Here is a 21,419-nt window from a genome sequence, read left to right on the forward strand (position 1 = left end):
AGCAAGCTCGTGAATCTTCATGCAGACACTGTTGGAGTTCATGCGGTCGCATCCCGTAGGGGGCACGTTGTCGAAGAACGGCTGGGGGAACAACGATTTTTTCGGTGCTACCGCAAAAATCTACAAACCCCATTCGGTTATTTCCCGCCAGGATGACCACAACGATGGGATATTTGTCGTAAAATCGGGTTGGGCCATCCTTTACCACGTACTGCCGGACGGAGAACGGCAGATCATCGACACCCCTCTCAAGGGAGACATTGTCGGTTTCCGTGGTGTGGACGGACCCCGTCTAGCGTCGCTGGCGTCCATAACCGAACTAGCTGTTTATGAAATTCCCAGTAAGGAACTGCTCGAGGCCACTTTGTCCCAAGGCCACCTCGGGAAGAAGATCGCCTGCTCCCTGGCCCGCTTGAACGCCATCCTTGCCGAACATCTTATGAATACCGGGCGGCGGAACGCGATGAGGCGCACCGCCCATTTCCTGCTCGAGTTGGAGGAGAGGCTCTCCATGGTCGGGCTGTCGGCCCATGGGAGATATGAGTGCCCCCTTACCCAATATGAACTGGCCGACATCCTCGGAATGACCGCCGTTCACGTCAATCGAACGTTAAGGGAACTCCGCAAGGCCGATCTCGTCTCTTTCAAGTCAGGCTATGTAGAGGTGATCAACCGCAAGAAGCTGGTCGAAACAGCCGGATTCGACAACGAGTATCTCAGATAACGGCTATCTCTCTCTGAGCGGCAGCATATGGACCATCAGCAAATTCTCCGCTGAAGACACCGTCGCCGGAACAGTTCCACAAGACATTTCCGGGGACACCTGGCGGGGCTTGGTATGTCTCAACGACGGCAGCCGCATCCGGCTCGAGGCGGTCGAAGGTTGGGCTCAGCGGAACTCAACCCATTCAAAATGCGGGAGAAGCCAGATCATCACGCCCGACGGCGACACGGCCTACCGCGCGAGGACGGCGTGTCTACGGCAGATCCATCGGGTGTGCTCGAATTAAAGCTGCGCCGCGGACATCACTTCTGCGCCCTGACTATGCCAACAGCACCTTCAGGAATTCTGGTCTATGTCTGCAATCGCGGCAGGCACTAGCCGATCCACGTTCGGGTGTCGGCTGGGCTGAAGATGGCTAAGTGGTCCCATGCCTGCGTCTTAAGGCAGAATGCAGCGCCTTGGGGCCAGCCTAGCGTCGGTTTCCTTGAAAATTACGAAAAAAGCAACCTATGTTAGAGACTGCTCATAAATAAACCGTACACTCACCCAAGCTGGTCTCGCTGAGGAGTCGGAGAACTGAAAACGGCTCAAATGGGGTAATCGAGCCTCAAGCTTTCACAAGGCCTGGTTATCAAACCTGCAATGCTAGTGAATGAAGAAACTACATCGCAAGGTGGCTTGGTATGGGAAAGAGTGGGTATTCCACGGCACGGCTGCATAACTACACTTCGGCCAATCGGTCAGGGGTTCCGTCCAGCGGAAGCGTTCACGGACAGAGGGAATACCTCCTCATCCTGGACGGAAGGGCCCTAGACCGCGAATGTCTCGCATCGGCTCTCGTGGACCATGAACTCGGCATGGGGGTCGCCGCCTTGAGTTCGATCGATGAATGGCGCGTAAAGAAGGGCTCGGCCCCTCCCCTGGCAGCCATACTCTTCAACCTTGGCGGACGGAAGGTCACCGATCATGGCATCGCAGACGAGATCAGGCACATTTCCTCCGAGTTCAAATCTATCCCTGTGGTCATCCTGGCCGACACCGAAGACCTTGTACAGATACTGACCGCTCTCGAATGCGGTGCACGCGGCTACATTCCGACCTCGGTCGGAATCGATGTCTGCGTCGAGGCTATAAACCTTGCGGCAGCGGGAGGCATCTTCGTCCCGGCGAGCAGTGTCCTTTCCATGCGGCACCTGATGGATTCGGGCAGCCGCGACAGACAGCCTTTGACAGGCATTTTCACACTCAGGCAGGCCGAGGTTGCCCAAGCGCTCCGGCGCGGCAAGGCGAACAAGATTATCGCCTACGAACTGAACCTGCGCGAAAGCACCGTGAAGGTCCACATCCGAAATATCATGAAGAAGCTGAAGGCGACCAACCGCACGGAAGTCGCCTACAAGGTCAACGATCTCCTCGCCGAGGGAACTCTGGCTGAAGAGTGGACCAGGCATAACACTGCCCGCCTTGGGTGAATTCCGCGGGCTGTGTTCGAGGTCTTCGGCACGATCGGCAGTATTGCCTAGCTGACTGTGCGGGTTAATTGCTACCGCGGAATCGGCTGCTCAATCTGCGATCTAAGCAGGCTCGGGGAAGGTGTGTCTGCCTACCCATCCTATGGCCTCCTCGATCGTATCGAAATTCTTGTGCTGCCCGCTCAGCAGCCCGAACCCCGTCTCGAGGAACCATTTGCCTTTCGTGGAGTAGGCTTCCTCGTCGATCTGGGTGAGGACCGCCACCAGTTGGTCACGTTTCCTATTCGGGATCTCGTATTCGATCGCGAAAGACGTTCTGGGTCGGTTGGTTGACCTCCCGTTGGTCCTCGGGATCAACCCGGGATCTGCATCCGTCGGCCACTGCTTATCGATCGGCTAGGGGCGGGGAAGTAGCTGTCTTCGAAATCAGCGGGTTCGAATGTGGACGAGTTTAATCGGAAGGGCCTCGGCCGAAGCCCGTGCCGCTTATCCAACGCTACCGCTAGGCTTTGGCAAGTGACCGCACAAGCCCGAATGACGATATGTCAGGACGGGAAAGCGGGTCTATCGGATGATGATTATTAGTGGTACCCCTTTTGTGCTTCAAGTAGATCTTGCAGATGGTGAGACTGCTGAGTTGCCATCTTTTCGTTCCCCGACGAGCCATTGCCAGAGGGGGGCGTAAGCATACCATGGTTCATCGCCCAAACTGCAGCCTGTGTCCGGTTGCGGACCCGAATCTTTCGAAGGATGGCCTTGACGTGTACCTTCACTGTAGCTTCGGCGATGTTAATCTCGCGCGCGATGGCTTTGTTAGATTCCCCTTCGATCAAGCGCCATAAAATACATCTTTCCCGATTTGACAAAATTACTTGTTCTCGATCCTCATTCTCCACTTTAACAGCCACGTGTGTTAACTCGTCAGTTACCGTGTCATGTTTCAGACCATGCCTTACGTCTTGAAGAAACGTCGAAGTTTCTGCAGGTAGCACCATCTGCCCTAGCATAACCAATTCGAGAGCTTTGATGAAAGTGTCGTAAGCAGCAGCTTTTGTCAAATACCCGTCAGCCCCCGCACGAAGAGCTGAAACTATATCGGTCGTTCGACAGTAATCGGCTAGCGCAACGACATGGCAGGTCGGGTAAATCGCTTTAAAGTCTGCAATTTGTGCGAATTCAGCATCCGCATCAATACCGCCGACATCTATGATGAGCAAGATGGGTCGGTGCTGGGGTAACGGCTTCTGCAGAAGATCGTGAACACAAGCCGCAGAGAAAAGAATACGAAAATTTGCTGCATCCAGGATTCGACTAAGGCCTTCTCGGAGTAACTCGCTCGGCCCGACAAGCACTGTGATAAAAGATTGCCTTGTCATCATGGCCTTCTCGCTCTGCGCGATTAAGATACACGCATCGATTAGGGCGCTCCACGCACCACCGCACAGTTTCTTTTTTTACCTTACGCTTGGAAGCCCTACCCCAAAATACCCTCTTAAGGCGTAGGGCAGCATCGTCGAGGCCTATCCGGATTCTCAAGCTACGGCCTTTTGGGGAAGGCACGAGCCCGGCTTTCAGCCGCTCCGGTAGCGGAATGATCGTGTTTGCAACTAGGAGCCGTAAATGGTGATCGGCTCGTTCTTCCAGGACCTGGATGATGAAGTTGGAAACGGCCCATCCTGCGAATGCATGTCGGAGCCGCAGGCGGTTCGAGACGCTGCGTCGGTAAACCAAGAGTTCCTCTTCGTTGCTTTCGATCGCTTTTGTCCCGTTTGCCATCAAAGAAGTTCTCCTGCAGCGCAGCAACCTGGCTATTGGACGAGTTCTCCCAAGGCCGCGCTTTATCCGGAAGGAGTGCCCACAAAGGGATAGTTGTGCCGCTGGCGGCGAAGCCTCACGATAAGGCAGAGCCTTGCCCGTCGACCCTCGACCAGTTCGGGACGGGACGGGAGGGCTTGAAAATGAAAGCCATATGCCATGGCCATGGATACAGAATACAATTCCGGGCCCGTCCCTTTCCCGTCACAGGCGGCCCCCCGCAGGGGAATAAAGGCCGTCCTGCTTGTCTTCGGGCTGTGCGGGGTCGCCGCCCTGGGAGGGGCCGCGGTCAGAAACGGGGGGGCCATGGAGGCTTCCAGAGCCATGGTACAAAAGGTCAAGGATGCCTCCGGAGCAGTGGTGCAGAAGGTCGAGGATGCCTCCGGCGCCATGATGCAGAAGGTCGAGGATGCCTCCGGAGCAGTGGTGCAAAAGGTCGAGGATGTCTCCGGAGCCGTAGTGCAGAAGGTGTCTGCTGCTATCTATAGCTGGCAAGAACATCCGGTCCAAGCCACGGCCGAACCCTCCCGCGGGATCGTGTCGAGACCGGATGCGTCGACCATGGCATCGGTCGAACGGAGCGCCGTCCCTGCGGTCCCCACTAGTGCCGAGCCCCCCAAAACCCTCAGGACGGGACCGGATGCGTCGACTATGGCGTCGGTCGAACGGAGCGCCGTCCCTGCCCTCCCCACCAGTGCCGAGCGCCCCAAAACCCTCGGCAAGGCGCCAGACGTGCCAACCGGAGCCCTCTTCGGCGTCGGCGATCGCCTCAAGGCCGTGTTCTACGAGCGCGTCGACGTCGAGGAAGACAAGTGGGGGCGCGCGTCCTCGGCCTTGCACGGCATCCTCCAGCGTCCGGAACTGAGCGGCGAATATATTGTCCAAGAGGACGGGACGATTTCAGTGCCCTTGCTTGGCTCCATTCCGGTCGCCAACCGGTCGACGCAACAGGTACAGGCCGAACTGGCGGAAACCTTCAATCAACTGCTGGGCCGCAAAGGACTGGTCAACATCCTGCCGCTGGAGCGCCCGCCCATTTACGTGCTGGGCCCGGTCAAGAATCCAGGCTCGTTCAAGTACGCGGCCGGCATGACGATCCTGCACGCGATCGCGCTGGCCGGCGGACTCGACCGGGCCGAGAGCGAGCCGTGGCAGAAGATCGAAGCCGTGCGTGAGACCCAGAAGCGGAGCGGGGCGATCGATGCCATGTTGAAGTTGCTCGCGCGCGCGGCGGTGCTGAAGGCCGAGCGCGACGGTACGGAACCCACTATCCCGCGCCAGTTGCTGGAGCTGGCCGGCGCGACCGAAGCTGCCAACCTCGTGAACGAGCAGAGCGACCGGCGCAAGGCCGTCGCCACGGCCCGCAAGGATCGCGAGCGCGCGACCATGCGCGCGCTGGAGGCGGCCAAGCAGGATGTTGCCGCTTATGCGCGCATGGAGTCGTTCGACGAACTCATCAAGCTGCGCCAGGAGCGCGTCGACAGCATGCGCACGCTCGTGGACCGCAAAGTTCTCAGCATGACGGTGATGGATCAGATCCAGAGTGAGTTGTCCGACGCGCAACAGCGTCGGCAGGACGCCCGCAACCAGTACGCGAGCGCCAAGCAGCGCCTCGCTTGGCTAGAGTCTGAGGTGTTGCGGACCCGGGCCGACCTCAGAAACGATCTGGAGGTCGAGATCGAGACCACGGAGACCCAGATCGCGGCCAATGTGCGCGAGTTGAACGCCAGCGAAGGCGTCCTGTACACGTTGCCGGTGACCCGCGCGCAGTTTGCGAAGGACGCAAACAGCGCAACTTATCAAATCGTGCGGCAATCGGCAGCCGGGCCGGTCAGCATCGAGTCCGATGGGATGACCCTGTTGCAGCCAGGCGACCTCGTCAACATCAGCGTGGGCGCTAGCGAGCCAAGAGAGCCGGCCGGTTCGCCGGTCCCGACCTTGCCGCTGACCGGCGAGAGCTTGCCGGCCGCGCGCAGACCTGGCGATGGTCTTGGAACGTCGCTTCTCGAGAATGGCATTCAACAATAGCGCTGCTATCCTGCGAGAAAATCGCGGCTATGCTCTCTCATGGCCGGGAGACCCGGCATGAAGACGCTGTCGATACTGCCAAGCTCAGCCTGCTCCTCAACGAACTGCGCTTGCCGCCATCAAGCGAAGTTGTGGGATCGAGATCCCCATCATATCGAGAATATCGAGACCAATCCAGCCCATCCGACGAATACGCCATAAAAGCGTTGTATCGGACGCCAGTGATCGGTTGTAAAATGCTTCACCAAGCGACCATTCATCACAGGCAACTTTGACGGGATCACTATAGTATGTCTGAATTTTCTCGATCCCCATTCCGGGCGTGGCTAACCATGTCGGAATATGATGGCATAACCGATCAACGTCGGTTAGCACTTTATTGAGACCGGTACCCGCCGCCGGATCGCTGGTAGCAAAACTGTCACCAGCCAATACCAGACCAGGTTGCTGTTCATGATTCTGCGCGGCGTAAAGATCAACGGGTCGAATCTGAATATCGCTTGACACGACAGCATCACCAAGGAGACGCTTCAATCGGGGCATTACCGAATACAATGCAGATAATGGCGATGTGCGCACTTCCTGACACCACGGATGGCGTATATCACCATGGTAGACGAACGCATTGGCGCGCATTCTTGAACCAATCGGAAACATGCTCACATAACCCATAGGCCCTGGCTTTTCCGCAGAATACGTTAAAGCTTGAAATTTGAAACCAGCTTTAGAGGTGAGATCAAAACCAACACTGATCGAGTGGCATTTGCTGATCTCGGATCGCGTGATCGCACCCCGGACGACATTGTTTAAGCCGGTCGCTACCACAATCAATCGGGTCGACCATGTGTCACCATTTGACAGGGTAATTTGCTGCCGGTCGGAACTCGTCGTTATTTTGGTCACTTTAGCGCAGATGAATTGGACACTATCTGGAATCTGGCGGCGAATAACATTTACCAAATCCTCATAAGCCACCCCATATTCGCAGGGCTCGCCGTGTTTCCCTTGCTTTTTACCAATGACATAACCGCGACGGGCCACCCATATCTCAGTCATCGGTGTCGCAGCCGCCAATACGGCATCCACCAGCCCGGTTTTTTTGAGCAAGTCGACTTGATCGCCATCGAGTTTTTCGCAGCGAAACTCCACCGGATAGACTTGATGGATATCAACAAGGATGGTCGAAATCCCCATCCGGCCAAGCATCGCAGCGGCTAACGAGCCGGCGGTACCACCCCCGAGGACCGCTACATCAATATTATTCAATTCCCGCTCCTTCGCCCACCACTTCATTGACAACACGATCATGACGGCGAACCAAACGGTGTCGAAGAAAATTCAAGACTCCGTCTTTTGCTGCAAAACCAAACCAGGGGCGCTTATTCATCACGCGACCAAACCGCGCAATCCACAGTTCGGTGAACAGCGTTGACGCGGCAACAATCCCCTCCATCAACCGGCCAGTCTCGCGAAGCAACTTGAACTGCTTCTCCTCAATCTTCTCGCAGCGAAAATCCTCCGGATAGGGATGATGCGCGTCGATCAGGACGACCAAGCATCCGGCTCGCCCGAGCGTCGCGGCGGCGATGGAGCCTCCCAAGCCGCCGCCGACAGTCCCAATATCTACTCGATACATCATAGTCTCCCGCAAAGTAATCGCATTATACTATACTTTTTCTAGAAGCTCGATGATTGTATCCCGCTCCAAGATCAAAAACTCGTGAACGGTCGGTCAGATAAACATGCGACGCAAGGATCGTCTTGTCTTACGAAGAACCTGCCGCAGCGGCGGCTTTAACAACGTCGTTTGATTATACCATGTATCCACATAATGGAGCGCCATTCGCTCCGCAATTACAATACGACCGCGCAAAGTTCTGCTATCAAAATGGAAAAACAAAGGCAGGTTGATATCTGACCATGAAAGCTTATAGGGTTCGTCGCCGATCGTAAAATCGAATTTCTGCATCTTCTGGCCAATGGCATATTGCATCATTTCCTGAATATGCTGACGCCCGGGACTGTATTTGGCGAACTCGTCCTCATAACTCGACATCACCAGTGAATAACTGGAGTTGAACCGGAGACCGAGACCCGTCGCCACCGGAATCCCAGCCACATCCAGCCGCGTGACATGGATGACCTCGCGCAAGCGAGGATTGGCGACAATCGCCAAGTAAAATTCGCGAAAACCCGGACGTGCGAACATATCATGAACACCCATTCGGGCATAGCTGCTCCGTTTTTGTTCGATCAACTTTGTAATGGTGCACTCGATCTCGGCCTGCTCTTGCACGTCTACAAAGCGAATCGCCCCGCCACCTTGCTTGGCGAGGTTTTTGGCCTTGCGCCGGTGGGTATGCAGCGTCGAATTCGAAAACTTTGACGCATAAAACCGATCCCAGTTCGCTTCCGGGAGGGTTGCGACATGTCCGCCGCAATTAGCCAACAAGACTGGCAAGTCGAGAAAGGGATTAGGTTGAGAGCCGACAACACTGGGCATATTGTAAAATTCAACAGCGTCGAAACGAAGTTGAGGATAGTCTTGAATCGCCCGAATTATGTCTTTCCACAGCCGGCCGAATTGCCCAGGTTTCACGTGATCGCTAAAATTTATCGCCAGGATGGGCGAATTATAATCGCACAATTCCGATCCTAACCAGACCAGCCGGCGGATCAGACCATGGCGTTCGATCGCCAATGGCAGAATAAAAACCGCCACGCCGGTATCGTCGAGACCCAGCACGATCACCGGAATCAGTTTCTCTTTGGAGCCGATGTGGCGATACCATTCCATCTGCCAATCAAACAATTGGAATACGGTACAATCCGCATGCTGCTCTAATGTTCTCCACTGAGCTTCCACCGCGTCCATATCGGTGAAAATTTGCAGAGCAATATTCGCGGTCGTCATTGGGGTGTCCAATGTAACAGAGGTTTTAGCCAGTCCTGCTGCTAGAGAATGTTCTGCTTGAAATCCCAAACCCAGCGCCATGATCGATGTCTCCTCAAGTCTGGAGCGGCGGCGCAGTCGGCCGTTCGTGCTGCGCGGGGCCGGCGGCAGAATCCAGTTTCACCGCAAAGGCCAAAATCAGGGCGGCACATGCACCCTCGATGCTGACGGCGAGCGTCCAGCCTAGGACCAGGCCTTGAAGTCCACCAAGCTTCGCCCCCGCGACCACGAAGCACAGCTCCAGCAATCCGCCAAGCGCGAACCAGCGAGATGCCTTGCGCATCCTGTCGCCCAACCGCGCCAGCGTACAGGCATGAAATTTGAGCGTTGATCCCAACAGGCTGAAGCCGAGGAAGCGCAGGCTCGAACCGGCGATCTCAGGATACGCTGGATTGAAGACCGCAAGGATCTGCTGCGAATAGGTGAAGACTATGACGGCGCAGACCAGCGAGAAGAGCAATGACGCCGTCACCGATACAAGGACATCGTGTCTGGATTGTTTCGGGCATGCCCTGATCACGGGGAACAGGACCGTGGCCATGGCTGCGGGAATCAATGACGCCATAGAGACCAGCATCCACAACGCCACGAAGGCGGCATTTGTGGTGGGCGACAGGAGAACCAGCACAAGGTAGGGCATGATGACGCTCGGGGCCTGCACGGCCACATCGAGCGCGTAATGGTCGACCACCTTGCGTCGGAGAATATGGAGCAGCTGAAAATCGGGGGCCCCAACAAGACGACGCGCGCCGCCCCGGGTCAAGAGATCGACGCCGACAAAGGACGCCAGCAGGCCGGCCACCCAGGTCAGAAGAAGCGCGGCACTGGACGTGTGGCCGGCGGCCGCAGCGCAGGCGATCAGCAGCAGCTTGAATGTGGAGAACAGCACTTGCCGGATCATCCTGCCGGTGCTGCGCAGGTTGCCGACGAAGGCCTGGTCGACCATCATGGCGAGAACCGTCAGGCCGCAGCCGAGGACGAATGCAACTCTTTGGAGCCAGCCGCCGATCGACTCGGTCGAGCTGTTGAGGTACGCATCTCCGAAGACAAATACCACGGCCAGGCCGACCCCCAGCACCACCCCGATGGACGCTGCAGCGGCCACGAGGCCGCGGTCCCTGCCTGGATGCCGTACGATTTCACCCATCAGCAGGGTCCCGAGCCCGCCCTCCCCCAGCAGGCCGACGAACGCCATCACGGACAGGAGGGCGGCGGCCTTGCCGATCACTTCCGGCGGAAACAGCCGCGCCGCGAGCCACCAATAGACAAACCCGAGACCGGCCGTTGCAATCGTTCCGATCGCCAGAGCGCTGGAATTCAGCACGAGCGCGGCGCTCTTTCGAAGCTCTCGTCGGGCGCGAATAATGGCCGTCCTGACGAGGTCTACCGGCAAGATGGCTCTCCCGAACCTTGCTGCGCCGGCACCGCTGCCCTGCTGGCGGCTGGGCGCAGGACGTCCCGGTAGACCTGCTCGATCCGGGTCACGACCGCTCCGGCCTTGAGGCGGCCGACCCTGGCGAGGCTTGTCGCCTCCAGGCGGGCGAGCAAGGCGCGGTTCTCCAGAAGGGTCTGCATTGCGTGGGAAAGGGCGTGCGCATCACCGGGCGGCACGAGAAGCCCAGTCTCGCCATGATCGACTAGATCCGGCATGCCGCCGACGCCGGTTGCAACGACCGCCTTGCCGGACGCCATCGCTTCCATGATGACCGTCGCGCAGGCTTCGGGCCCGACCGACGGCAGTACGCCGTACAGTGAGCGCCGCCAAGCATGCATGATGGCGGAATGCGGCCATGTGCTGAAGACGCGGACGTTCGGCGGAAACTCTGTTGGCGTATCGGCGACTCGGCGCCCGATCAGGACCAGCTGCGGCGCCCGCTCCAGGCCGGCATAGGCTTGCAGGAGAACGTCAATGCCCTTGAGGCGCATCATGTCACCGACGAACAGGATGAATTCATCCCGGGGTAGCTCCCGCAGGCAGGGATCTTCCGGGCCAAGTACCCCGACATCGTCGGGCACGAAGTTGGGGATGACCTCGTAGGGGGCGCTGCCTTCGGTCAGTCCGGTGTGACGCGCCACCGCGTGGCTCACCGCGATGAAGCGGTCCACCGCGCGCCGAGCGGCGAAGCTCGACGCCCAATTGCCCAAGGTGGTCGCGGCTGCCTTCACCGCCCCGTAATGCCTTGTAGCGCAGGGCAGGCACTTGGCCGGCGCTGGGCCACTGCAGAGATTGGCGCCCAAGTGCATGAAGTTCTTCTTGGCGCAGACAAGACCGTAATCGTGGAGCGTAACCACGAGGCGTGCCCCACTCAGACCTTTGAGCGGCAGGAAGGACGCGTAGATCCAGTTGTGGGCGTGGACGATGTCCGGCTCCTCCCGGGCGACCAGCCGCTTCAGGGCAAGCACCAGTTCGGGATCCGGAAAGGGCGGTGCATGGCGGCGCTCGGGATCGCTGTGGAGGCTCGACAGACGCTGGAGCGTGCCGCGCAGGCGATGCACGCGGACCGCGCCGTCCAGCTCGGTTTCGGGCGATCCGGGATGCATCAAGGTCCCGACGCTCACGTGATGGCCCCGCTGCGCCAACGCCGCGCCGAGGTTGCGGATGTGCCGCTCCTCTCCCCCGATCACCGGAGGATAGAACTGCGACAGTAGCAGGATGCGCATGGTCAGGCCCCGTTTCAGATGTGCGGCACCAGCGTCGAAACGCTGCGGTAGAGTCGGTTGTCTTCCGGCCGATAGAGCCGGGCATCCGCCTTCTGCGGGGTGGCCAAAACGGGCACCGGGATCTCCCGCGCCCAGCTCTCGCCCGGCGCGATGGTGAGCGATCGGAAGATGGCGAACGGTTGCCCGTCGAGGGTGATTTCCAGGTCCAACAGCTGAGTTTGAGTCTCGGCGCTCCTGATGCCGACGGTGATCCGGCCGGACTCGCCACTGGCCGACGACAACAACCAGAACGCGGTGTATTTGAATTCCCGGTAGGCCGCTTCGTCCCGGACGGCCAGCGCATAGGCTCCGGTCGCCACAAGCAGCGCTAGCATGAACGCGGCCCCCTGCCAGAGCCGGACCCGCGCCGGAGCCGGCCAGGCTGGCAGATCGGGAGTGTCGCGGCGGCCGGCGGCCACCAGTGCCGCGGCTGCCGTCACGCCCCACAACCACAGCGCCCAGCCGAGCGGCGTAAGGGAGCCCGCGGCGTTCAGGGCAAAGCCCCCGGCGATGCCGGCGGCGAGGCTTGCGCCGACCGCGTAGACGAAGTGTTGCAACGCGGAGCCCGTCCTCACGCCAATGGCCCGCAGCACCGTGTGGCCCGAGACGAGGAACACCATGGGCGCGCCCAGGGCAGTACGGATGAGCAAACTGTCGCTGACCGCAACAGCTGCCACCGCGGCCCCCGCCCACAGGCACGCGGCCAGAAGGTCCAGCTTGCTACAAATTCTCATGCAATCCCCTCACGTCATAGATGACGATCCAGCCGTTGTCGTAGATGCGGGTGACGCCCTTGATGTCATTGAACTTAAGCAGCTCTGCGCCCGAGAGCGGCGTTCCCCGCCGTTGCCACGGCTCGAAGTAGAAGCCGAGCACCGGCGGGGCAGTGGACAGACGCAGGTCCACCAGCAGGAAATCGATATCGCTTCTCACCAAGGCCCAAAAGTCGTCAGGCCCCAATGTCTCGTTCTCGAACACCCGCGAGGGAGGCACGCCTTCGACGATCTTTACTCTCACGTCCTGCCGCCCGTAGCTTGCGAGCAGCAGGCGATTTATGCGGTCGGATGTGAAGCGGTTGCCGGCCCCGAGCCAAACTTTGGTCCACAGCGCCGTTTCGATCCCCATGGATTCGATCGATTGCTGGTCGGCCGCCACCCTGTAGCGTCCACGTAAAGGTTCGATCGTAGCGCTCGTGACACCGCCCAGGACGATGACCGCCAGAGCAACGGCCGGTGCGATGCGGCGCCACCCGCGTAGCGTGCGGCCCTCCCAAAAGTGGACGACGCTCACCCCGACGACCAGCCCGACGGCGATGAATACGAACGTTCCCATGCGGTTGCCGATTTCCCATCCGCCGATGGTCAGCCGGAAAGCCACCGAGATCGGGAAGCCGAAGGCCAGCAGGCTGAGAAAAACGACGCGGCTGTCGCGCCATCGCCTCCCGAGAACATCCTGAAGCGGACGCCAACCCGTCCGCGCGTCGCTCGGCGTCGCCATGGCCAGCGACCGAAAGAATCCTGTCGCCAGCCCAAGTGCCAACAGCAGGATTGCGAGCAGCGTGGTCAGCCGCATGGCGAGGGGCTGCGGTGGCGCGCCGAGCTGGTCCGAGTTTGGGGCGCCCGTGATCTTTCCGAGCAATGTCTTGAAGCCAGTTTCGATGATGGGTCCGAGATAACCTGCGAGATGGTTGCCCCGCGCCTCCATCCACAGGATTGGCAGGGCGATTGCCAGCATCCCCGTGAAGCCCACTGCGATCCTCGCTTCGCTCCGCATGGAGGCGTCCCGGCGCAAGGCCTCGAGGAATGCCACCGCTCCGAGATAGATGGCGGCGTAGAAGGCCGCGAGGTGATGCGTGACCGAAAGGCTCATCAACAGCAGGGCGATCAGCCCAAGCGCCTTCAGCCGCTCTCGTCCGACGAGGTCCTTCGATGCTGCCTCGACGGCGAAGATCAGCACGCACAGCACGATGCCGAGGCTCTCGTATGAGAACATCGACTCGAACAGGACGAAGGTTGAGCAGCCCATATAGGCCAGACAGGCGATGGCCGCGATTCGCGGCGATCCGGTGATGCTTTCGAAGAACAGAAACAGGGCACCGATGAACGTGCCCTTGAGGACGGCCAACAGTAGCGTCCCCGCCACAAACAATGGCAATCCCGTCAGATTGACGGTCGCCGTCGAAACGATTTCCAGGGCGGGATACGTTGGCCCGATCGGGAGAAGCGGGTTCGACAGAAATAGCCGCCGTGCCGTCATAAGATCGTCGGCTGCGATCCAGTGCAAGAACTCGTCGTGGCCGATGAAGCTCGTCGGGGAATAGACTACCTTGCAGTAGAAAAGGGCTTCGGCAAGCAGGAACAGGAGGAAGACGCGCTCGCCCCTGGCTGTTGTCGGCCAAGCTATGCGAAGGCTGGTCGGAGCGACCAGGAGAACGATACCGGGCCAGAAGAGCAGCGGCGCCACGTCATAGCCCCGGCGCCCGGCGGCGTGCCCGGCCACGACCAGGAGCAGAGCCGTAGCGACCGTCAGGCACAGAACCGCGATCCATCCGGAGTTGGCCCGTTGCGGCGGGGTATCGGCGCTGCCCCCGCGAAGGTCGGGACCGATAACGGCCGAGACGAACCTTATCCCGGCCTGGAGCGGGTTGATTCTGCTTCCCGCGGTGAAATGAGCCGCCATCATCAGCATCATGCCCTCGTCGCAGGGGGCCACGATGTCACGCCGCCGGAGGGCAAGCGGACCGTGGATCGGCTGCTCAGGACCTCACAGTAAACGTCGTTCAGCGCTTGAGCGCAGGCATCCCAGTCCGGCAAAACCAAATCCGGGACCTCCCGATGGGCCCTCAGCTCCTCGGCCATGGCGGCGGCCAGCTCTTTCGGACCGGCGTTGGGCGGAATCGCCCTGCACAGGCCCTTGGCGGCCAGCTCCCGCAGCCCGGACGTGTCGCTGACAAGGACCGGACGGCGCAGCGACAGGGCTTCCATGACGGCAACCGGATGGGCTTCGTAGTCGCTGAACAGCACGAACAGCGCGGCGCTCGCCAGAAGGTCTGCCATTTTCTGCCGCTCGGATCCGGGGATAGCTTCGATAGTGACCCGCTTCTCGAGGCCGAGCGTCGCGACGAGGCGCCGCAATTCTCCCTCGTACGGGCCTGTTCCGACGATGTGCAGTCGCACGTCCGGTACCCTGTGGATCAGTTCGGGCAAGGCCCCAATCACCCGGTGATGGCCCTTATAGCGCTCCAGCCTGCCGCCCGAGACGATCAGGTGTGGATCGACCTTGATGCCGGGGCTCCCGGCTGGCATCGCGGCGCCGTTCGGGATAACGACAAACCGTTCCCGCGGCACGCCCATCCTCACGCTGAAGAAGTCGGCTTCGAATTCGGAGACGCCTATCAGCCGCGCGGCCCGGGCCACCAGCGGCCGGAGCAGCGCGTGCTGTGTGCCGCGCACGGCGTTGCGCAGCCGGGAGGAATGCCCGCCGCTGTGGAAGGTCAGGATGAACGGCAGGTCCCCGCGGACGGCCGCGAGCAGCCCGATCGGCGCCACGAAGGTGTTGTAACCTTGGAAATGGATCAGATCCCAAGCCCCGCGCCGGATCGCGGTATAAATGCCGGGCGCAGCATAAAGGTCCAGCTCCCTCGGCCAGGCCCGCACGCGCCGCACGCGCATGCCGCGCATCTCCTCCTCAACCGGCAACTCCCCCGAGGGATCGGTGGTGAGCACGTCGACCGAGTGGCCACGCGCCACCAAGCGGGCACCGACTTCCTGGATGTGAGTTTCGATGCCGCCTATGAGAGGATAGCAGCGGGCGGCAACCATCAGGATTCGCATCGGGTTTGTCCACCGCCATCACAGGCTGTCGCGCCCCGCCTGTGCTGTGGGTGCACCCTCTCGCGCAGGATGGTTTTCAGGACGCGCCAGCCGTCCGGGAGGGCGCGCAGATGGCTCACACCGCTGATGCGCGGAGCCTCGAAACTCGCCACCTCGACGATATTGAGGTGGTTCTTCAAGGCTCGCACGTTGATGAGGGTCTCGATCTCGAACCCGTCGCAATCGCAGTTCAGCGTGGCGACGTGCTTGCTCCAGAAGGCTATGTATCCGTAGCATAGATCGGAGAACCAACCGCCATAGAGCAGCCGCACGAACAGGGTCAGCCCCCTGTTGCCGAACATCCGGAACAGCGACATGTCACCGGTGCCGGCGCCCTGGATAAAGCGTGAACCCTTAACGAGATCCGCGCCGGCCATCAGCGCACTGACAAAAACGATCGCCTCCTCCGGGACCATGGAGCCATCGGCGTCCAGCATGACGATGATGTCGCCTGTGGCGGCCAGGAATCCCGCTTGCAGTGCAGCGCCCTTGCCCCGACGGGGCTCCATGACAACCTTCACGTCCTCGCGCAGGCGACGCGCGACCGCGACCGTATCGTCAGTCGAATGACCATCCACAATAATGATCTCATGCGCCCAGTTGGGGATGCGCGGCAGAAGCCAAGGGAGGTTCTCGGCTTCATTGAGCGTCGGGACGACGAAGCTGACTCGGGGCAGAGTCAGCGATCGCCGCAGCGCGAAATTAATCAGGTCGGGCGGCGATGTGGCACCGACGGGGGCGAGAATGCTGGAGAGACCGGCGTTCATGGCAGCGCTTCGAGGTCGTACGATGGGACCCATCCGGGGGGCATATTGTGCTTCCATGACCCCATGAGCTCCCCGAAAATCCGGTGCTCCACATCGCGCGCGCGCAAATGCGCGGCCAGCAACAAGCCGTCGCGACCAGCTCCAATGACCGCCACATCCACGGATGTGCTTGATCCAACCATATGCGGACTCCCGGCCATAATGAAACGAAGATGAAATGAAAGAAGATGGTACGCTTTCAGCCCCTAATTGCCCCCTAATCTTAGATTGCCCCCTAATCTTAGTTTGTTGTGCAAGCATTACTGATGCAGATCTGAAATGGAAGGGCGATAGATGATTAGGAAAAGGCAATAGATGGTTAGCTCTTTTGGGGTATCCCTTAAGGTTATTTCCAGTCCATACCACCTGCGCGGATAGCACGGCAGCGCCACTGATCATCTTCAGCAGCTGTGCTGGCGGCGTTGCCAAACCCGATTAGACCTCTGGGCCACCTTCAACGCCAGCGAGGACATCCATCGACCCGCGGCCGGCACTAGTTCACAAGCGACAATTTCTACTGAGCGAGCCGTGCGGAAGGCAGCGAAGGTCGTCGGCGCGAAGAAATGAACGTCCATCGCAACGCTGACATTGCCACTGGCCAGAAGCTGCGATGTGCAGGTGGGGCTCGCTCCTTCACTCGGCCGTGATATCCCAGCTTATTCTGTGCCCGAGAAAGGTCGGGCGCGCCACGGCCCTTCGCAGGCGGGGTACCTTGCGCTCGACCACCTGGGCTACGGGTGGGCTGACCCGGACGAGACCGGCCAAGAGAGGGACTGCCCACCCGGTCCCGAGACCGGCGCGTCAGGTACCGGCAAACGATAGGAGGTCGTGACCTCTCGCAAACCCCGGATATGCCCGAACAGGTCGATCACCTCCAAGCCAGACCGGCGGTTGTAGGTGTGACACCCCAACGCTCCGGACCAAATGCGACCGACCGGGGTCTGGGCAAACTCCGACGCCCCGAGCGCATCGATCTGGCAGAACGTCACCGCGCCGCCATAAACGCGCGCGCAATCTTGGACCGGGCGTAGCGTGCGTCCGCCGTGTCGGATGACGGCGCCAGCGGGGCGGCTGAGCCTGGCATCGATCAGGACGGGGTTGGCGGCATGGGGCGTCCAAGATCCGGTCAGGCTCTCGGCACGGTAGAGGCTGAGGACATCCCAGGACGTGGACCTCAACAGCCTTGGGCTGACGAAAAACCAAAACCCGCCCGCATGCCAGAGCGGCGTGGTATCGTAGCCCTCAATGCCTTCCATGAGGCAGGCCTCCCGCGTCCACCGGTAAGGGAATTCCACTGCCCGGTAGAGGCTGACATTTCTGGCCGCCCCCGATTCGGGGATCATCCAGATCTGCCCATCCTGCTCGAACACGAACGGGTACGAGAGGTGATGCGGTTCCTCCACGACGATCCGGGATGCGCCGGCTGTCCCGTCCCGGTTCACTGTCACGACCGCAATGCACCCCCGGTTCTTCGAGTAGAGGTACTGTTCGACAAAAATGAAATCCTGCCCCTGGTGCCGGAACGGGAATGGGTCGGCAAGGTAGCTGTCGGCATTTCCGGTGAGCACCCGGAAGGCTGCTTCGCCTTTGTCGAGCAGGCTCGCCGATTCATCGAAGCGCCAGCCAATCCCCCACATCCTGCCGCCCCTCGCCAGGACGTCCAAAAGCCCGATCGCCTTCGATGCAACCGTGCCGGTCGCTCTTGCAAGCGCCGAAAGCGCGCCAAACGAAGGCACTGCCATCCGTGGACCGGGGATACCGGACGCGGCTGAACCGGTTTCCTCGCACAGGGCTTTGAGGATCAGCGGCACAGCGCAGGAAAGGGCGCTGTCGAGCCTCGCTGCCAACACTTCACGGTCTCCACTGGCCGGACGCGCCGTCCACGGCCGCAACGGGCGCGCCGTGTCATGCAGGTCGACGAGTAGATCCTGACGATTCAACCAGGCTGCCACGATTCCGATCTCGCCGGGTGCGCCGTTGAAAACCGGGGTGAGCACGCGGCGCGCCGCCGGCAGCGATTCCGCCCCGCTCAGATCGATCACCACATCCACTTGGTCGGCCTGAGGCGGCGGCAGGCACCGCAGCGCCGCCTCGACGGGGTCGATGGCGCCGTTCCCACGAAAGCCATAGACCAGTCGTTCGAGTTCGAGCAGCAGACGGCAGATTAACGGCAGCGGGCGGCTACCGGCTGCCAAAGCGCAGGAGACTTCGTTGCCGGGCACCTCAGCGAGCGCTTCTGCCAGCCAGAGGTGCCACCGCAGTAGCCGGGACGGATCGAGACTCAGGCATATGCGCATTGTTGTTCTCACGGCGATTTCAAAAAGGACGCCAGCTCACAGCTTTGACGAGACCACCTCAGGCGATCCGCCTACACTGGACTCCGCCGCTGGCCGGCGAGCCAAAGGCGGCAGATGGAAAGCCGCAACGCGAGGATGGTTTCCACCTACTGCGGTTTCGGGGACTCGCCATGTGGGGAGCCGAACACTTGATTGGGAGATGCCTGACAGCACGGTCCATACTCGAGCGGCTGGAAGCGGCCAAGCACCACTATGCCCGAACAACGCCGGGCAGTGCGAGGTCAGAGGAGGTAATCCTTCGGGGTTCTTGTGCTATGCCTCCGGCAAGGGTCATGTGGAGGGATGATTATCGAATGGCAACGGGCGAAATACGGACTGCGCAGGGCGTGGTTGTGTGCGCTTGTGTTCGCGTTCGTATCCGTTCCGGCAGTCGCGTGCGCCGCGGACGATGCGTCGGCAACGTCCTTCATCGAGACTTCCGGAACGCACTTCACGTTGGACGGCAGGCCGTTCTTCGTGACCGGCGTGAACAACCACTATTTGACCTACGGGTCGCAGGATGAGGTCACCCGCGTTCTCGACGACGCGGTGGCGATGGGCGCGAATGTGGTCCGCACCTTCCTCCAGCCGGTGATCGGGTCGCTCGACGGAAGCAAGCCCACCATCTGGGATTGGCGGCTTGAAGGCGAAGCCAGCAATCTCGCGGTCAAGGGCACATACCTGCTCCACTGGGATCCGAGTCAAAACAGGATGGCGATCAATGACGGCGCCAACGGCATGCAGAAGGTTGATTTCCTCATAGCCGAGGCCGGCAAGCGACGCCTGAGGCTGATCATCGCCCTCCTGGATTTCTGGGCCTTCACAGGCGGCGCCCAGCAGATGCGGGCCTGGTATGGGAGCCGGGACGTCCCAGGCGTGCAGAGCCAATACAACGCCGACCTCAGCAAAGAGAAGTCGGAGTTTTTCTTCCAGGATCCGCGCACGAAGCGCGACTACAGGACCTGGATCCGCCACGTCGTGCAACGTGTCAACCCGCTCACAGGGCTCGCCTACCGGGACGACCCGACCATCATGGCCTGGGAGCTGATGAACGAAGGCAATGCCCAGCCTGAAGCTTTGCGGTTGGCCTGGACTGGCGAAATGTCGGCTTACGTCAAGTCCCTCGATTCCAATCACCTTGTCAGCTCAGGGCATGCCAACATTCTCGACCCGAAGCTAGCCGATTTGACGATCCCGACTCTCGATTTCGGGACCTGGCACGGCTACCCGCTCTATAACAAGCTGACGGTCCAGCAATTCAACGAGATGATCCCCGAGTTCTGCCAGCTGGCCGCCCGCGCCAAGAAGCCGGTGCTTCTGGAGGAATTCGGCTATGCCCGCTCCAATCAGAACGTGGCTGCAGCTTACGCCATGTGGCTCGACACGCTGACGCGTGATCGCAACTGCGCCGGCTGGATGGTGTGGCGGCTGGTATCCCGGCAGGACAGCGGACGTTATCCCGTCGACGAACACGACCAGTTCGATATCCGCAACGACGGAAGCGCGATTTGGAACATTCTCAAAGCCGCGACGGCCCGGGCGGCGCAGACCCGCGAGACCCGCCGGGCCTCAGAAACCATCCGGGAAGTCCCATGACCGAAGTCTCCGTCGTGATCTGCGCGCGCACGCTCGACCGCTGGGACGAGTTGAAGCGTGCGGTCGGGTCCGCCAGCACCCAAACGCGCGCCCCGCGCGATATCGTCGTAACAGCCGCAATTCAACAGGCCCGCGAAAGGAACCAGCAGCCATGATCGATGCGTCGGTTGTCATCTGCGCCTACACACTCGATCGCTGGGACGATTTGAACGCGGCTATCGCGTCGGTGCGCAACCAGACCAGCCCTGCCCGCGAGATCATTCTCGTCGTCGACAACAATAAGGCTCTCTTGAAGCGAGCCCGGCGCGAGATCGAGGGTATCGTCGTCATACCTAACAATAACGTGCGTGGACTGTGCGGCGGTCGCGTCACGGGTGCCGGATTGGCAACCGCACCGGTCGTGGCATTTCTCGACGACGATGCGATCGCCGATGAGCGCTGGCTAGAAGAGTTGCTGGTGCCCTACGCCGATCCGCGCGTGCTTGGCGTCGGCGGACGCATTGAGCCTCTATGGCGCAAACCTCGGCCCTGGTGGTTCCCGCCTGAATTCAACTGGATCATCGGCTGCACCTATCGCGGAATGCGGGTACGAAATGGTGGCGAAGTGCGTAATGTGATAGGCGCGAACATGTCAGTGCGCGCCGAAGTGCTGCATGGCTGCGGCGGGTTTGCCGGTCAAATGGGACGCATCGGCGGCGGTAGGGGCTCAGCCAATACATGCGACGACACCGAGTTTTGTATCCGCGCCACAAAAAAAATTGGAGGCGTATGGATATACAAACCCGAGGCCAGCGTTCGCCATGTGGTTACAGCGGAACGCACGACCTGGAAGTATTTCCTCCATCGGTGCCGCATGGAGGGGACCTCCAAAGCGGCACTCGTAGGCTTAGCGGGGACTAAGGACGGGCTGGATTCCGAGCGGCTTTACGTCCTTACTCTGGGGCGCTCCATCCTCGAATACGCAGCGACTGGCAAGATCGGTCAGGCGCTCGCCATCTTTGTCGGATTGGCGACTACTTCAATTGCTTACACGCAGGCACGGGCACGGGCCGCCATCTCGCAGGGTCCAAAGATAGCCACGGAACAAAAGGGCGTCACGTCCAGGACGTGACTCTCG

The 21,419-nt window shown here is 60.4% G+C and carries 18 protein-coding genes; 6 read left to right on the plus strand and 12 right to left on the minus strand.

The features are described 5' to 3' along the window. The first annotated feature begins 67 nt into the window (after window positions 1-67). Together ACWTU8_RS10410 and ACWTU8_RS10415 are read left to right on the plus strand one after the other, a co-directional pair. Window positions 68-724, plus strand: a complete 657-nt coding sequence (locus ACWTU8_RS10410) for a Crp/Fnr family transcriptional regulator (RefSeq protein WP_455848010.1) — start codon at window positions 68-70, stop codon at window positions 722-724. Between the two features lie 683 nt (window positions 725-1,407). Beyond that, on the plus strand, window positions 1,408-2,196 hold the full coding sequence (locus ACWTU8_RS10415) for a response regulator transcription factor (RefSeq protein ID WP_095521550.1): 789 nt from the start codon (window positions 1,408-1,410) through the stop codon (window positions 2,194-2,196). Window positions 2,197-2,298: 102 nt separating this feature from the next. Here the strand turns inward: ACWTU8_RS10415 and ACWTU8_RS10420 are convergent, their stop codons facing one another. Continuing rightward, the gene (locus tag ACWTU8_RS10420; RefSeq protein WP_287339724.1) at window positions 2,299-2,460 is read right to left on the minus strand and encodes a hypothetical protein; all 162 of its coding nucleotides are present in this window, start codon (window positions 2,458-2,460) and stop codon (window positions 2,299-2,301) included. Window positions 2,461-2,777: 317 nt separating this feature from the next. Continuing rightward, window positions 2,778-3,575: a LuxR C-terminal-related transcriptional regulator gene (locus tag ACWTU8_RS10425; RefSeq protein ID WP_455848011.1), complete on the minus strand. Its 798-nt coding sequence runs from the start codon at window positions 3,573-3,575 to the stop codon at window positions 2,778-2,780. Window positions 3,576-4,335: 760 nt separating this feature from the next. Here ACWTU8_RS10425 and ACWTU8_RS10430 point away from each other — a divergent pair. Then, a complete protein-coding gene (locus ACWTU8_RS10430; RefSeq protein WP_455848012.1) occupies window positions 4,336-6,039 on the plus strand; it encodes a polysaccharide biosynthesis/export family protein in 1,704 nt (567 codons plus the stop codon). A gap of 96 nt (window positions 6,040-6,135) precedes the next feature. Here ACWTU8_RS10430 and ACWTU8_RS10435 read toward each other — a convergent pair whose 3' ends face one another. The 10 genes from ACWTU8_RS10435 to ACWTU8_RS10480 form a co-directional block, all read right to left on the minus strand. Beyond that, window positions 6,136-7,305 carry an FAD-dependent oxidoreductase gene (locus ACWTU8_RS10435; protein ID WP_455848013.1) on the minus strand — a complete coding sequence of 390 codons (1,170 nt, stop codon included), beginning with the start codon at window positions 7,303-7,305 and terminating at the stop codon, window positions 6,136-6,138. Further along, window positions 7,298-7,678, minus strand: a complete 381-nt coding sequence (locus ACWTU8_RS10440; protein WP_455848014.1) for an FAD-dependent monooxygenase — start codon at window positions 7,676-7,678, stop codon at window positions 7,298-7,300. The genes ACWTU8_RS10435 and ACWTU8_RS10440 overlap by 8 nt, the downstream gene beginning before the upstream one ends. 93 nt (window positions 7,679-7,771) lie before the next feature. After that, window positions 7,772-9,034: a GNAT family N-acetyltransferase gene (locus ACWTU8_RS10445; protein ID WP_455848015.1), complete on the minus strand. Its 1,263-nt coding sequence runs from the start codon at window positions 9,032-9,034 to the stop codon at window positions 7,772-7,774. A 13-nt stretch (window positions 9,035-9,047) separates the two neighbouring features. After that, window positions 9,048-10,385, minus strand: coding sequence for a hypothetical protein (locus ACWTU8_RS10450; RefSeq protein WP_455848016.1), 1,338 nt, complete (start codon window positions 10,383-10,385; stop codon window positions 9,048-9,050). Beyond that, window positions 10,376-11,653: a glycosyltransferase family 4 protein gene (locus ACWTU8_RS10455; RefSeq protein ID WP_455848017.1), complete on the minus strand. Its 1,278-nt coding sequence runs from the start codon at window positions 11,651-11,653 to the stop codon at window positions 10,376-10,378. Before ACWTU8_RS10455 ends, ACWTU8_RS10450 begins: the two co-directional genes overlap by 10 nt. Window positions 11,654-11,667: 14 nt before the next feature. Then, the gene (locus ACWTU8_RS10460) at window positions 11,668-12,426 is read right to left on the minus strand and encodes a hypothetical protein (RefSeq protein ID WP_455848018.1); all 759 of its coding nucleotides are present in this window, start codon (window positions 12,424-12,426) and stop codon (window positions 11,668-11,670) included. Continuing rightward, on the minus strand, window positions 12,413-14,404 hold the full coding sequence (locus tag ACWTU8_RS10465; RefSeq protein WP_455848019.1) for a hypothetical protein: 1,992 nt from the start codon (window positions 14,402-14,404) through the stop codon (window positions 12,413-12,415). Before ACWTU8_RS10465 ends, ACWTU8_RS10460 begins: the two co-directional genes overlap by 14 nt. Beyond that, window positions 14,380-15,525 (minus strand): glycosyltransferase family 4 protein, encoded by a 1,146-nt coding sequence (locus ACWTU8_RS10470; protein ID WP_455848020.1) that lies wholly within the window; start codon window positions 15,523-15,525, stop codon window positions 14,380-14,382. Before ACWTU8_RS10470 ends, ACWTU8_RS10465 begins: the two co-directional genes overlap by 25 nt. Beyond that, the gene (locus ACWTU8_RS10475) at window positions 15,513-16,331 is read right to left on the minus strand and encodes a glycosyltransferase family 2 protein (protein ID WP_455848021.1); all 819 of its coding nucleotides are present in this window, start codon (window positions 16,329-16,331) and stop codon (window positions 15,513-15,515) included. Before ACWTU8_RS10475 ends, ACWTU8_RS10470 begins: the two co-directional genes overlap by 13 nt. A 770-nt stretch (window positions 16,332-17,101) precedes the next feature. Beyond that, a complete protein-coding gene (locus ACWTU8_RS10480) occupies window positions 17,102-18,667 on the minus strand; it encodes a glucosamine inositolphosphorylceramide transferase family protein (RefSeq protein ID WP_455848022.1) in 1,566 nt (521 codons plus the stop codon). Between the two features lie 342 nt (window positions 18,668-19,009). On the opposite strand from ACWTU8_RS10480, the gene ACWTU8_RS10485 reads away from it, so the two are divergent. Genes ACWTU8_RS10485 through ACWTU8_RS10495 form a run of 3 tightly spaced genes read left to right on the plus strand, consistent with a single transcriptional unit; the run spans window position 19,010 to window position 21,413 of the window. Beyond that, a complete protein-coding gene (locus ACWTU8_RS10485) occupies window positions 19,010-20,302 on the plus strand; it encodes a glycoside hydrolase 5 family protein (protein WP_455848023.1) in 1,293 nt (430 codons plus the stop codon). Then, window positions 20,299-20,457, plus strand: coding sequence for a hypothetical protein (locus tag ACWTU8_RS10490; protein WP_164759731.1), 159 nt, complete (start codon window positions 20,299-20,301; stop codon window positions 20,455-20,457). The genes ACWTU8_RS10485 and ACWTU8_RS10490 overlap by 4 nt, the downstream gene beginning before the upstream one ends. After that, window positions 20,454-21,413, plus strand: a complete 960-nt coding sequence (locus ACWTU8_RS10495; protein WP_455848024.1) for a glycosyltransferase family 2 protein — start codon at window positions 20,454-20,456, stop codon at window positions 21,411-21,413. Before ACWTU8_RS10490 ends, ACWTU8_RS10495 begins: the two co-directional genes overlap by 4 nt. Window positions 21,414-21,419: the final 6 nt, after the last annotated feature.

The sequence above is a fragment of the Mesorhizobium sp. BHbdii genome (assembly GCF_053848045.1).